This window comes from Mesorhizobium sp. SP-1A (assembly GCF_032460275.1).
Taxonomy (GTDB): domain Bacteria; phylum Pseudomonadota; class Alphaproteobacteria; order Rhizobiales; family Rhizobiaceae; genus Mesorhizobium.
In genome coordinates this window covers 318,219-331,080 of the sequence record NZ_JAVXZD010000003.1, presented here as the reverse complement: position 1 = coordinate 331,080, position 12,862 = coordinate 318,219, and the positions used below count along the sequence as shown (strand labels likewise).

Here is a 12,862-nt window from a genome sequence, read left to right as displayed (position 1 = left end):
GCGGCCGCGGCGGCGAAGCGGCGGGAAAGACAAAGGACGAGGACTATGACCATCAATCTGAAGAAGCCGGACATCACCGAGCTCAAGCCGCGCATCACCGTTTTCGGTGTGGGCGGTGGCGGCGGCAACGCGGTCAACAACATGATCACCGCCGGTCTGCGCGGCGTCGATTTCGTGGTCGCCAACACCGATGCGCAGGCGCTGACCATGTCCAAGGCCGAGCGCATCATCCAGCTCGGCGCGCATGTCACGGAAGGGCTGGGCGCCGGCTCGCAGCCTGAAGTCGGCCGCGCCGCCGCCGAGGAGTGCATCGACGAGATCATCGACCACCTGTCGAACACCCATATGTGCTTCGTCACCGCCGGCATGGGCGGCGGCACCGGCACGGGCGCGGCTCCCGTCGTCGCCCGCGCCGCCCGCGAGAAGGGCATCCTGACCGTCGGCGTCGTCACCAAGCCGTTCCACTTCGAGGGCCAGCGCCGCATGAAGACGGCCGACATGGGCATCGAGGAACTGCAGAAGTGCGTGGACACGCTGATCGTGATCCCGAACCAGAACCTGTTCCGCCTCGCCAACGACAAGACCACCTTCGCCGACGCCTTCGCCATGGCCGACCAGGTGCTCTATTCGGGCGTCGCCTGCATCACCGACCTGATGGTCAAGGAAGGCCTGATCAACCTCGACTTCGCCGACGTGCGTTCGGTGATGCGCGAGATGGGCAAGGCCATGATGGGCACCGGCGAAGCTTCGGGCGAGGGCCGGGCAATGGCCGCCGCCGAGGCGGCGATCGCCAACCCGCTGCTCGACGAGACCTCGATGAAGGGCGCCAAGGGCCTGCTGATCTCCATCACCGGCGGTCGCGACCTGACCCTGTTCGAGGTGGACGAGGCTGCGACCCGCATCCGCGAGGAAGTCGACCAGGACGCCAACATCATCCTCGGCGCGACCTTCGACGAGGACCTCGAGGGCGTCATCCGCGTGTCCGTCGTGGCCACCGGCATCGACAAGTCGGCCGCCGACATCGCCGCCGCGCCGATCTCCATCCGCCCGGCCCAGCCGAAGGCGGCGGCGCCGCGCCCTGCCGCGGCCGTGGAGCAGCCGCGCAGCGCGCCTGCGCAGCAGCCGGCCATGCACGAGCCCCAGGCGCGCGCCGCCGATCCGGTCGCCGAGGCGATCCAGCAGGCGGAAGCCAATGCGGCGGCGATGGCCCATGGCCGTCCGGCTTCGGCTCCGGCCGAAGATTTCCGCCCGCAGAGCAAGCTGTTCCAGGCGCCTCCGGCCCAGCCGCAGATGCATCAGCCCGCGCCTCAGCCCGTGGCCCAGCCTGCGCCGCAATATCGCGAGCCCGCGCCTCAGCCGGCCGCTGCCGCCGCGCCGCAGCGCATGCCGCGCGTGGAGGACTTCCCTCCGGTCGTGAGGGCGGAAGTGGAAGCCAAGTCGCATCCCGTCGATCATGAGGAACGCGGCCCGATGGGCCTGCTGAAGCGCCTGACCACCGGCCTCACCCGCCGCGAAGAGGAGCCGGCGCGTCTTCAGCCCGCACAGCCGCGCGAGCCGCGCCTGCGCCAGGCGGCTCCGGAAGTGCGCCGTCTGGCGCCGCAGGACGCACAGCTCTACGCGCCGCGTCGCGGCCAGCTCGACGATCACGGCCGCTTCGCGCCGCAAGCCCGCGCGACTCAGGAAGACGATCAGCTCGAGATTCCGGCATTCCTTCGCCGGCAAGCGAACTGATCCGTTAACGGATTGTAACACTTGTTAACAGGCCGGCGCTTCACCGCCGGCCTGTTGCCTTATTTAATCAAATAAAAACAATAATTTATCATGCGCGGCCGGAATATCGAAGCCGTTACAGGAAGTAAGAAAGCGTGATTTGGAACGGGCCATGCCCGACATTATCTTCGCGGCGGCTGAAATCGGCAGGTTTTGGGGAAGAGGGCCTGCCGGATCGACCAGGACCGCAACTGGAGCGCAAACCCGTTCGGGTTTCGATTTCGGACTAGTGAACCGGCGAAAAGAAGAGACGGTTTGTTCCGATCCTTTCGGAATGCCGACACCCGGAACGCCGGTCATGCGGGCTTAGGCAGCTCGGGCATACGGGGATCCATCTTGCAGGACTACCAGACAACCCTCAAAACGCGCGTATCCTTGACCGGCATCGGCGTCCACAGCGGCAACGAGGTGACGGTCCACTTCCTTCCGGCCGACGCCGACACCGGCATCGTCTTCCATCAGGTCGCGCCGGACGGGCAGGTGCGCGAGTTGCGCGCGCTGGTTTCCGAAGTCGGGGCGACCGACCTGTGCACGCTGCTGGGCGATCCGGCCGGGCAGCATGTCGCCACCGTCGAGCACCTCATGGCCGCGCTGTTCGGCGTCGGCATCGACAATCTGATCATCGAGATCGACGGCCGCGAGGTGCCTATCCTCGACGGAACGGCGGCGATGTTCGTCGATGCCTTCGACCAGGCCGGCATCGAAACGCTGCCGGTGAAGCGGCGCTTCATCCGCGTGCTCAAGACCGTGCGCATCGACAGCGGCGCTTCCTGGGCCGAGTTCCGGCCCTATGCCGGAACGCGATTCGAGGTCGAGATCGATTTCGAGAGCCCGGCCATCGGCCGCCAGCACTTCGCGGCCGATCTGAGCCCCGACATGTTCCGCCACGATCTCGCCCGCGCCCGCACCTTCGGGTTCATGAAGGATGTGGAACGGCTGTGGGCGGCGGGCTACGCGCTCGGCTCCTCGCTGGAGAATTCCCTCGTCATCGGCGACGACCACCGCGTCATCAATATGGGCGGGCTGCGCTATCCCAACGAGTTCGCTCGCCACAAGACGCTGGATGCGCTCGGCGACCTGGCTCTGGCCGGCGCGCGCTTCATCGGCTGCTTCCGCTCCTATCGCGGCGGCCACCGGCTGAATGCCGCCGCGTTGCGGCGGCTGCTTTCGGACCGCTCCGCATTCGAGATCGTGGAGACGACCCGCAGCGGGCGCGGCCGGACCGCCGAGATGAGCGCGGTCTACGCGCCCGTCTACGCTCCCTGGGTGGTGTGAGCCTGATTTCCCGCATAGAGCGGCATGATGCATCTGTTGCGAAGATGCATCACCGTCCGGGCGAATCTGCGGTGGCTCGCCACGGGCGGGATACGCCACAAAATTGCACAATTGCATGGCGATAGCGTTGCCGCGCGCGGCAATTATGGTTTATGGCTGCCGCACGATGGCTGCACTGAAGCCGAGAGGGCGAATTCCGATCATGTTCTTCGTTCAATCCAAGGCGCCGGCAAGGGCTGCTTTCCTGGCGCTTTCCGTCGCGGCGCCGATGTTCCTGACCGGCTGCATGTCCTCGGAGAAGGACGTTGACCTTTCCACCTATGTCGACCAGACCGAGCCTGCGGACCAGCTCTACAACCAGGCGCTGGCAAACCTGAACGCCGGGCGGCTGGACGAAGCCTCAAAGAAGTTCGCCGCGGTCGACCGCCAGCACCCCTATTCGGAATGGGCGCGCAAATCGATGGTGATGGGCGCCTTCACCAACTATCGCCAGGGCAACTACGATGACGCCATCGCATCTGCCAAGCGCTACCTGACGCTCTATCCCTCCACCGATGAGGCGGCTTACGCGACCTACATCATCGGCCTGAGCTATTATCGCCAGATCAAGGACGTCACGCAGGACCAGAAGGAATCGCGCCAGACGGTCCAGACCATGCAGGACCTGGTGAACCGCTGGCCCGATTCGGAATATGCCGAGGACGCCAAGGCGAAAATCCGATTCGCCACCGACCAGCTCGCCGGCAAGGAGATGCAGGTCGGCCGCTACTATCTGGAGCGGCGCGAGTATCTGGCCGCGGTCAAGCGTTTCCGCACCGTGGTCGAGCAGTACTCCAACACGCGCCAGGTCGAGGAGGCGCTGGCCCGCCTGGTGGAAGCCTATTACGCGCTGGGCCTGACCGACGAAGCCCAGACGGCGGCGGCCGTGCTCGGCCACAACTACCCGTCCAGCCCGTGGTACAAGGATTCCTATAAGCTCCTGCAGAGCAAGGGGCTGGAGCCGCGCGAGAATGCGGGTTCGTGGATTTCCAAGGCCGGCAAGCTGATCACCGGTGGTGCCTGACATGGCGACGAAGCCACCTCACGGCTTCGTCGGATGATGCTATAGAGCGGCGATGCTCTCCAGGTTGTCGATTCGCGATATCGTCCTGATTGAACGGCTGGACATCGATTTTGCGCCCGGCCTTTCCGTGCTGACCGGCGAGACCGGCGCGGGCAAATCTATTCTTCTCGATGCTCTGTCCCTGGCGCTCGGCGCGCGCGGCGATGCCTCGCTGGTGCGCCACGGGGCGGCGCAGGGGCAGGTGACGGCCGTGTTCGACGTGCCGCGCAACCATCCCGTCCGCGCGCTTCTGGCCGAGAACGCCATCGACGACGAGGAGGGCGACGTCATCCTGCGCCGCTTGCAGACGGCGGACGGGCGCACGCGCGTCTTCGTCAACGACCAGCCGGCCAGCGTGGCGCTGATGCGTGGCGTGGGGCGGGCGCTGGTGGAGATCCACGGCCAGCACGACGACCGCGCGCTGGTCGATGCCGGCGCGCACCGCGAGCTGCTCGACGCCTTCGGCGGGCATCTGGGCGCCGTCGCGGCGACGGGCTCGGCGTGGCGGCACTGGCGCGCCTGCGAGAGCGAGCTTGCGCGCCATCGCGCCCGCGTCGAGGCGGCCGCGCGCGAGGCCGACTATCTGCGCGCGGCCGTTGCGGAGCTTTCCGCGCTGGACCCGCAGCCGGGCGAGGAAACCGAGCTCGCCGAACTGCGCGCCACCATGATGCGCGCCGAGAAGATCGCGTCGGAAATCCACGATGCGCAGGACGTGCTTTCCGGGCCGAACTCGCCGCTGCCGGCGCTGGCGAGCCTGCTCAGGCGGCTGCAGCGCAAGGTGTCCGACGCGCCCGGCCTGCTGGACGAGGTGGTGAAGTCGCTGGACGAGGCGCTTCTGTCGCTGGACGCCGCCCAGTCCGGCGTGGAGGCCGCGCTGCGGGCCACGGAATACGACCCGCAGCGGCTGGAAAAGGCCGAGGAGCGGCTGTTCGCGCTCAGGGCGGCCGCGCGCAAGCACAATGTCGCCGTCGACGACCTGGCGCAGTTGCGCGACACGATGTCGGCCGACCTTGCCGATCTCGACGCCGGCGAGGAGAAGCTGCATGTGCTGGAAAAGCAGGCGTCGGCCGCCCGCGAGGCCTATGACGTTTCCGCCGCCCAGCTCTCGGCCCTGCGGCAGGGTGCGGCGGAGGGCCTCACCAAGGCGGTGATGGCTGAACTGCCGGCGCTGAAACTGGAGCGTGCGGAGTTCATCGTGGAGATGGCCAGCGAGCCCGACAGCCGTCAGGAGGAGGGTATCGACCAGATCGAGTTCTGGGTGCGCACCAATCCCGGCACGCGCCCCGGCCCGATGATGAAGGTGGCGTCGGGCGGCGAGTTGTCCCGCTTCCTTCTGGCACTGAAGGTGGCGCTGGCCGACCGGGGTTCGGCGCCGACGCTGGTGTTCGACGAAATCGATACTGGCGTCGGCGGCGCGGTGGCGGATGCCATCGGCCAGCGGCTGGCGCGGCTGTCCAAGCGCGTGCAGGTACTGTCGGTCACGCATGCGCCGCAGGTGGCGGCAAGGGCGGCGACGCATTTCCTCATCTCCAAATCGGGTGGCGCCGACCGGGTGGCCACGGGAATCGCCGAAATGGATCGCGCCGCCAGGCAGGAGGAGATCGCCCGTATGCTGGCCGGCGCGACCATCACCGACGAGGCGCGCGCGGCTGCCGAGCGGTTGCTGCGGGAGACCACGGCGGCTGCTTCGTAAGACCGTGGATCGTCCCGGCCGGTTCTTGTCGGGAAGAGTCAGCAGATAGTTATATCCTTCTGTCCGGCCATGATTTTCCGCTCGCCCCGCTCCCCTGCGCGGCGATCCTGATTTATGGTGGCGCGCTATTCTGCAAGAGGCCGAGCCATGTCCGACAAGCCCGTCGAAACGCTGACCGCAGCCGAGGCCGAAGCCGAGCTCGCGCGGCTTGCCGCCGAGATCGCCGGGCACGACCGCCGCTACTACGCCGAGGATGCGCCGACCGTCTCGGACGCCGAATATGACGCGCTGCGCATCCGCAATGCGGAGATCGAAGCACGCTTTCCCGAACTCGTGCGGGAGGATTCGCCTTCGCTCAAGGTGGGCACCGCGCCGACCGGCGCGTTCGGCAAGGTCGTGCACGCGGTGCCGATGCTGTCGCTCGACAACACATTTTCGGACGAGGACGTGCGCGACTTCGTCGCCAGCGTGCGGCGGTTCCTGGCATGGCCGGCGGATCGCGAACTGGTGTTCACCGCCGAGCCCAAGATCGACGGGCTGTCCATGTCGTTGCGCTACGAGAACCGCCGGCTGGTGACCGCGGCGACGCGCGGCGACGGTACCACGGGCGAGAACGTGACGGCCAATATCCGCACGGTGAAGGAAATCCCCGAGACCTTGCCCAAGGATGCGCCCGAGGTCGTGGAAGTGCGCGGCGAGGTCTATATGCGCCGCGACGATTTCTTCGCGCTGAACCAGCGCATGGCCGAGACCGGCCGGGTGTTCGCCAACCCCCGCAACTCGGCCGCCGGCAGCCTTCGCCAGCTCGATCCGGAAATCACCCGCTCGCGGCCCTTGCGCTTCTTCGCCTATGCCTGGGGCGAGGTGAGCGAGCCGCTGGGCGCCACGCAGTATGACGTGGTGAGGCGCTTCGGCGACTGGGGCTTTCCGATCAACGAGCGCATGGTGCGCTGCGGTTCGGTCGAGGAAATCCTGGCGCACTACCATCGCATCGAGGCGGAGCGCGCCGAGATTCCCTACGACATCGACGGCGTCGTCTACAAGGTCGATCGCCTCGACCTTCAGGAACGTCTCGGCTTCCGCTCGCGCAGCCCGCGCTGGGCGACGGCGCACAAATTCGCGGCCGAAAAGGCGATGACGGTGCTGAAGGGCATCGACATACAGGTCGGCCGCACCGGCGCCATGACGCCGGTGGCACGGCTGGAGCCTGTGACAGTGGGCGGCGTGGTGGTGACCAACGCCACGCTGCACAACGAGGATTATATCAAGGGCATTGGCAACAGCGGCCAGCCGATCCGCGAGGGCCGGGACATCCGCATCGGCGATACCGTGATCCTGCAGCGGGCCGGCGACGTCATCCCACAGATCCTCGACGTGGTGCTGGAAAAACGGCCGGCGGATGCGGTGCCTTACGAATTTCCGCATGTCTGCCCCGCCTGCGGCAGCCATGCCGTGCGCGAGGAGGGCGAGGCGGTCCGGCGCTGCACCGGCGGGCTGATCTGCCCCGCGCAGGCGGTGGAACGGCTGCGCCATTTCGTGTCCCGCAACGCCTTCGATATCGAGGGGCTGGGCGAAAAGCAGATCGAGTTCTTCTTCCAATCTGAAGACCGGGCGCTCAACGTGCATTCCCCGGCCGATATCTTCACGCTGAAGGCGCGCCAGCAGGCGTCGCTGACCAAGCTGGAGAATGTCGAAGGCTTCGGCGCCGTCTCGGTGAAGAAGCTTTTCGCCGCCATCGACGACCGGCGCAGGATCGAATTCTCGCGCTTCCTCTATGCCCTCGGCATCCGCCATATCGGCGAAACCAATGCCAGACGCTTCGCTCGCCATTTCCTGTCCTTCGATGCCTTCCGCAAGGCGAGCGAGGAAGCGGTCCTGCCGCAGGGCAAGGGCGATGCCGGCAACGCCGCCTGGCAGGACCTGAACGGCATCAACGGCATCGGCGACGTGGTGGCGGAGGCCGTGGTGGACTTCTTCGGCGAGGCCCACAACCGGCAGGTGGTGGATGCGCTGCTGGAACAGGTGACGGTGCTGGACGAGGAGCCGGTCGGCGACGTTTCCTCGCCGGTCGCCGGCAAGACGGTGGTCTTTACCGGCGCGCTCGAAAAGATGTCGCGCGACGAAGCCAAGGCCATGGCCGAGAAGCTGGGAGCCAAGGTGGCGGGCTCGGTGTCGAAGAAAACCGACCTCGTGGTGGCGGGACCGGGCGCCGGCTCCAAGCTCAAGCAAGCGAGCGAGCTCGGCATCGAGGTGATCGACGAGGACGGATGGTTCACGCTGGTGGGGAAAGGCGCCTGAAATGGGCGCATTCGCGGGATTCGGCGAGAGGGCCATTCCTTTCCTGAAGGCGCTGGATTTCCACCAGAGTCGCGAATGGTTTCAGGAAAACCGGGACCTGTTCGAGCGGGAACTTCGCGAACCCCTGGGCGATCTGGTGGAAACGCTGACGGAACGCTTCGCGGCAGCCGGGCTCGGGCTCCGGGGCGATCGCAAGAAATCCCTGTTCCGGATCAATCGCGACGTTCGCTTCTCCAGGGACAAGCGGCCCTACAACAAGCATCTGTCCGCGATCCTGTCGCCGGACGGTTCCAAGATGGAGCAGGGCGTTTTCTTTTTCCATGTCGGTATCGACCGCTGTTTCGCGGCGGTGGCGTGGTGGCAACCGGACGCGGCGCTGCTTCTGGCCATGCGCAAGGCGATAGCGACAAAGCCGGAAAAGTTTCGGGCGATGGCCGGCGCGCTGCGAAAGAACGGCCTCGACCTGGATACGGAGGGGTGCCTGAAACGCCTGCCGCGCGGTTTTGAAGAAATTACGGATGCTGACCTCGCCGCCGCGATACGCAACCGGCATTTCGTCGTAAGGCATCACATCGAACCAGAGGCGATCCAGCGGCCGGAACTGGTCGATGAGCTTATGGATTTCACCTGGCGCGCACGGCCCTTGCTGGACTGGGGCAGGGCCATCGAAGGCAAGGTCGCCGCGAAGTAGACGCCTCGAGGCATCACTTCCGCTGATCTTTGGCTCAAGCGAATTCGTGTGACAGCACAACTGGCTTTCTACATACGTCACTCGAAGGAGTGACGATGGCGGTGCACGCAATTTCCAACGGCTCGCGAGCGGGCGAATTCTGGCGCGGCGTTCGGCTGGCGGTGCCGGTGGTGGTCGCGGCCGGGCCGTTTGCCATGCTGTTCGGCGCCATTGCCGTCGATAACGGTTTTTCCGTTTTCGAAGCGTTCTTCATGAGCCTCACCGTCTTCGGCGGCGCCAGCCAGATGGTCGGCATCGAACTGTTCGGCCACCATGTGGCGCCGTGGCTGATCGTGCTGTCCATCTTCGCGGTGAATTTCCGCCACGTGCTCTATTCGGCCGCCGTCGGACGCCATCTCGCACATTGGCCCATGGCGCAGCAGATCGTGGGCTACTTCCTGCTCACCGATCCGCAATACGCGCTTGCCGAAAGCGAGGTGCAGGCCGGCCGCAAAGTCGGCTTCGTCTGGTATATGGGGGCGGGACTGGCCGTCTACGTGCCATGGGTCATCCTAACCACGTTGGGGGCCGTTTTCGGCAAGCTCATCCCCGACACGAGCGCGGCCGGCATCGACTTCCTGCTGCCGATCTATTTCCTCGGCCTGGTCATGGATTTCCGCAAGCGGCCGCTGTGGCTGCCGGTGGTCGCGGTCAGCGCCGTCGCCTCGATCCTGGCCTACAGGTTCGTCGGCTCGCCGTGGCACGTCACGCTGGGCGCGCTGGCGGGCGTGGCGCTCGCCGTCATCCTGCCGCCGCATCACAGCGGCGTCGGGGTCTCACCCGACCAGACGGAGATCGAGCATCTGCCATGAGCACGACGTTCTGGATCACGATCGCCGCGGCGGTCGCCACCTATCTCACCCGCATCGGCGGGCATCTGGTCATTTCGCGTTTCGAGCGCATTCATCCGCGCGTCGAGGCCGGTTTGAACGCCGTGCCGGCGGCCGTGCTGACGACGCTGGTGGCGCCGGCCGTGCTGGGCGCCGGCCCCGCGGAATGGCTGGCGCTGATCGTCGCCGGGCTGGTTTCGCTGCGAACCGGGCTGCTGACCATGTTCCTGACAGGGGCCGCCATACTGATCGCCGCCCGCCAGTTCATGGCATAGGCTTTTTCGCCCCGGATCAGCCCTTGTGCTCGTGCGGCAGGGGCGCACAGGCGTTTTCCAGCCAGGCCAGCACCTCGCCGTCCAGCATCGGGCCGATCTCGGCCAGCACGCGGGCGTGGTACATGTCCAGCCAGTGCAGTTCGTCGCGGGTGAGCAGGCCGGTCTCCACCAGCCGCGTGTCGAACGGTACCAGCGTCAGCGTTTCGAAGCCGTGCATGGCGATGTCGCCGCTTTCCAGTTTCGCCGCTGGCTGCACGAGGATCAGGTTCTCCAGCCGGATGCCGTAATGGCCTTCCTTGTAGTAGCCGGGCTCGTTGGAGATCATCATGCCTTCGAGCAGCTTTTCCGTGCCGCTGCGGGCGATGCGTTGCGGCCCCTCGTGCACGGCCAGGTAGGAGCCGACGCCATGGCCCGTGCCGTGGGCGAAGTCCAGCCCGTGCCGCCACAGCGCCATGCGGGCGATGGCGTCGATCTCGGAGCCGCGCGTGCCGGCCGGAAAGCGCAGCGTTGAAATACCGATCAGGCCCTTGAGCACCAGCGTGTAGCGCTCGCGCATTTCGGGCGTCGGTTGGCCGATGGGCACGGTGCGGGTGACGTCGGTGGTGCCGTCCTGATATTGCGCGCCGGAATCGAGCAGGAACAGTTCGCCGTCTTCCAGCTTGCGGCTGGTGGCGTGCGAGACGCGGTAATGCATGATGGCCCCGTTGGGGCCGGCACCGGAAATGGTGTCGAAGGAAACGTCGCGCAGCGGCATCTGCGTTTCCTCGCCTGTGGCGCGGCGGCACTCCTCCAGCTTCGTCACCACGGCGATCTCGTCGACAGAGCCGGGTTCCCGGCGATCCAGCCAGGCGAGCAGCTTCACCACGGCCGCGCCGTCGCGGCGATGGGCGGCGCGGCTGCCGGCTATTTCGGCTTCGTTCTTGGTGGCGCGAGGAATGCGGGCCGGGTCGGGCGCGCCGACGACGGTGCCGCCATTGTCCTCGATCAGCATGCGCAGCCTGTCGGCGGCCAGGGCCGGATCGAGCGCGATCTTCGCGCCGCCCTTTGCAAGGGCGACGAGCGCCGGCTCGAAGGCGTCGGGCTCGTCGAGGCCGATGAGCTGCGTCAGATAGGCCTTCACCTCGCGAGAGAACTTGCGGCTGTCCATGAAGAGCCGGTGGTCGCCGTCGGCGGCCAGAATGGCGAAGCCGAGCGCCAGCGGGGTGTGCGGCACGTCGCCGCCGCGGATGTTCAGCACCCAGGCGATGGAGGAGGGATCGGTCAGCACCGCATGGCTGGCGCCGTCCTTGCCGATCGCCGCCGCGAGCCGCGCCAGCTTGTCCTTGGCCAGTTCGCCGGCAAAGGCGATGGGCTGGATTTCGACCGGAGCATGTGGCGGTTCCGGTTGGTCGTCCCAGATGGCGTCGATGGCGTTCGTCTCCACCGGCACCAGCACGGCGCCGGATTCCTCTGCGGCGGCTTTCAGCGCTTTCACCTCGCCCACGGTGTGAAGCCAGGGGTCGAAACCGATGCGTGTGCCCTTGCCGACATTTTCCCTCAGCCAGACCGAAGGCGGGGTATCGACCAGGTTCTCGATCGTGAAAACGGAAAGGTCGGCCTCGCTGCGCACCTGAAGCTGGTAGCGGCCGTCCACGAAGATGAAGGCACGGTCCTTGAGCACTATGGCGACGCCCGCCGAGCCGGAAAAGCCGGTCAGCCATTTCAGCCGTGCCGCGCGGGCGGGAACATATTCGCCCTGATGCTCGTCGGCGCGCGGCACCATGAAGCCGTCCAGATCGTTTTCGGCCAGCCAGTGCCGCAGCTTCGCCACGCGCGGCTTGCCGACGGAAGGATCGCCGGCCGAATCGAAGGTCTGGAACATAAGGCAGCCTTTCACATGGATTGGCGAAACCGTACCCGCCGCGGCAGGCGCTGACAATCTGGCGGCAATGGTCCCGCCGCGGTCTATCGCTTCAGGTGGATGGTGACCCAGCCTTCCAGATGCAGTGTGCGGACATGGCGGAAGCCCTGCGCCGCATAGGCGGCAAGCACGGCCTCCTCCTGCCGGTCGAGGATGCCGGACAGCACCAGCGATCCGCCGGGCTTCAGGTGCCGAGCCATTTCCGGAGCCAGTTCCATGAGCGGGCCGGCCAGGATGTTGGCGACGATCAGGTCGAACGGGCCGCGCCCGAAGGCCGGATGGTCGAATCCGGTCGCGGTGACGGTCTCGACCAGCCCGGCGGTGCCGTTCAGGCGTGCGTTCTGCGCCGCCACCTCGGTCGCCACCGGGTCGATATCGGTCGCAAGCACCGGAATTGCGGCCAGTTTGGCCAGCGCGATGGCCAGCACGGCGCTGCCGGTGCCGAGGTCGAGCGCGTTTTTCGGCTGTTCGCTCGCCACGACGCTTTCCAGCATTTCGAGGCAGCCCGCCGTGGTGCCGTGATGGCCCGTGCCGAAGGCCATGCCGGCCTCGATCTCGATGGCGATATCGCCGTCGCGGCGCTTGTCGCGGTCATGCGCGCCATGGACGAAGAAGCGGCCCGCCCGGACCGGCTGCAACCCTTCCAGCGATTTCGCGACCCAATCTATGTCGGGCAGGATTTCGCACTGGACCCGGTGCGTCGAGCCGATATCGGCCAGAACGCCGGCGATGCGCTCGCCGGGCGCGTCGACGCCAGAATCGGAATCGGCATAGAGCGAGACTTCGTGGATGTCGCGATCCTCGTCGATTTCCTGCACGGCCAGCGGCAGGCCGTCTTCCTCGAAGGCTGTTTCAAGAGCGGCGAAGATCCGGTCTGCCTCGGCTTTGGAGGCGACGATATAAAGGCGTGTCTGGGTCATGGCGGCTACTTAGCAGGCCACGGAGCGGCGGTCATCCCAAAGGATGCCACCAAGCCGCTCATCCGGTTG

General features: G+C 66.6%; 11 protein-coding genes. 8 read left to right on the top strand and 3 right to left on the bottom strand.

Annotated features, from left to right (window positions below; genetic code table 11):
* Positions 1-45: 45 nt before the first annotated feature.
* The gene (gene ftsZ / locus QU595_RS16570) at positions 46-1,731 is read left to right on the top strand and encodes a cell division protein FtsZ (RefSeq protein ID WP_315923857.1); all 1,686 of its coding nucleotides are present in this window, start codon (positions 46-48) and stop codon (positions 1,729-1,731) included.
* Between the two features lie 63 nt (positions 1,732-1,794).
* Here ftsZ and QU595_RS16565 read toward each other — a convergent pair whose 3' ends face one another.
* Positions 1,795-2,070, bottom strand: a complete 276-nt coding sequence (locus tag QU595_RS16565) for a hypothetical protein (protein ID WP_315923855.1) — start codon at positions 2,068-2,070, stop codon at positions 1,795-1,797.
* Positions 2,071-2,106: 36 nt separating this feature from the next.
* On the opposite strand from QU595_RS16565, the gene lpxC reads away from it, so the two are divergent.
* The 7 genes from lpxC to QU595_RS16530 all read left to right on the top strand — a co-directional run bounded on the left by lpxC (position 2,107) and on the right by QU595_RS16530 (position 9,973).
* Complete coding sequence (lpxC, locus tag QU595_RS16560; protein WP_315923853.1) at positions 2,107-3,045, top strand: UDP-3-O-acyl-N-acetylglucosamine deacetylase; 939 nt, start codon at positions 2,107-2,109, stop codon at positions 3,043-3,045.
* Between the two features lie 202 nt (positions 3,046-3,247).
* Positions 3,248-4,108, top strand: coding sequence for an outer membrane protein assembly factor BamD (locus tag QU595_RS16555; RefSeq protein WP_315923851.1), 861 nt, complete (start codon positions 3,248-3,250; stop codon positions 4,106-4,108).
* A 52-nt stretch (positions 4,109-4,160) separates the two neighbouring features.
* The gene (recN, locus tag QU595_RS16550; protein WP_315923849.1) at positions 4,161-5,840 is read left to right on the top strand and encodes a DNA repair protein RecN; all 1,680 of its coding nucleotides are present in this window, start codon (positions 4,161-4,163) and stop codon (positions 5,838-5,840) included.
* Positions 5,841-5,987: 147 nt separating this feature from the next.
* Entirely contained in the window at positions 5,988-8,138 is a 2,151-nt protein-coding gene (gene ligA, locus QU595_RS16545; protein ID WP_315923847.1) for an NAD-dependent DNA ligase LigA, read from the top strand.
* Between the two features lies 1 nt (position 8,139).
* Positions 8,140-8,829, top strand: a complete 690-nt coding sequence (locus tag QU595_RS16540; RefSeq protein ID WP_315923845.1) for a TIGR02453 family protein — start codon at positions 8,140-8,142, stop codon at positions 8,827-8,829.
* 95 nt (positions 8,830-8,924) lie between these two features.
* On the top strand, positions 8,925-9,680 hold the full coding sequence (locus QU595_RS16535) for an AzlC family ABC transporter permease (protein ID WP_315923843.1): 756 nt from the start codon (positions 8,925-8,927) through the stop codon (positions 9,678-9,680).
* Positions 9,677-9,973: an AzlD family protein gene (locus tag QU595_RS16530; RefSeq protein ID WP_315923841.1), complete on the top strand. Its 297-nt coding sequence runs from the start codon at positions 9,677-9,679 to the stop codon at positions 9,971-9,973. The genes QU595_RS16535 and QU595_RS16530 overlap by 4 nt, the downstream gene beginning before the upstream one ends.
* Before the next feature lie 16 nt (positions 9,974-9,989).
* On the opposite strand, the gene QU595_RS16525 is transcribed toward QU595_RS16530, so the two are convergent.
* Together QU595_RS16525 and QU595_RS16520 are read right to left on the bottom strand one after the other, a co-directional pair.
* On the bottom strand, positions 9,990-11,834 hold the full coding sequence (locus QU595_RS16525; RefSeq protein ID WP_315923839.1) for an aminopeptidase P family protein: 1,845 nt from the start codon (positions 11,832-11,834) through the stop codon (positions 9,990-9,992).
* An 83-nt stretch (positions 11,835-11,917) separates the two neighbouring features.
* Positions 11,918-12,793 carry a 50S ribosomal protein L11 methyltransferase gene (locus QU595_RS16520; RefSeq protein ID WP_315923838.1) on the bottom strand — a complete coding sequence of 292 codons (876 nt, stop codon included), beginning with the start codon at positions 12,791-12,793 and terminating at the stop codon, positions 11,918-11,920.
* Positions 12,794-12,862: the final 69 nt, after the last annotated feature.

Coding starts and splice junctions, on each gene's coding strand:
- ligA (WP_315923847.1), top strand. CDS start 5,988: ATGTCCGACAAGCCCGTCGAAACGCTGACCGCAGCCGAGGCCGAAGCC.
- QU595_RS16520 (WP_315923838.1), bottom strand. CDS start 12,793: ATGACCCAGACACGCCTTTATATCGTCGCCTCCAAAGCCGAGGCAGAC.
- QU595_RS16555 (WP_315923851.1), top strand. CDS start 3,248: ATGTTCTTCGTTCAATCCAAGGCGCCGGCAAGGGCTGCTTTCCTGGCG.
- ftsZ (WP_315923857.1), top strand. CDS start 46: ATGACCATCAATCTGAAGAAGCCGGACATCACCGAGCTCAAGCCGCGC.
- QU595_RS16540 (WP_315923845.1), top strand. CDS start 8,140: ATGGGCGCATTCGCGGGATTCGGCGAGAGGGCCATTCCTTTCCTGAAG.
- QU595_RS16530 (WP_315923841.1), top strand. CDS start 9,677: ATGAGCACGACGTTCTGGATCACGATCGCCGCGGCGGTCGCCACCTAT.
- QU595_RS16535 (WP_315923843.1), top strand. CDS start 8,925: ATGGCGGTGCACGCAATTTCCAACGGCTCGCGAGCGGGCGAATTCTGG.
- QU595_RS16525 (WP_315923839.1), bottom strand. CDS start 11,834: ATGTTCCAGACCTTCGATTCGGCCGGCGATCCTTCCGTCGGCAAGCCG.
- QU595_RS16565 (WP_315923855.1), bottom strand. CDS start 2,070: ATGACCGGCGTTCCGGGTGTCGGCATTCCGAAAGGATCGGAACAAACC.
- recN (WP_315923849.1), top strand. CDS start 4,161: ATGCTCTCCAGGTTGTCGATTCGCGATATCGTCCTGATTGAACGGCTG.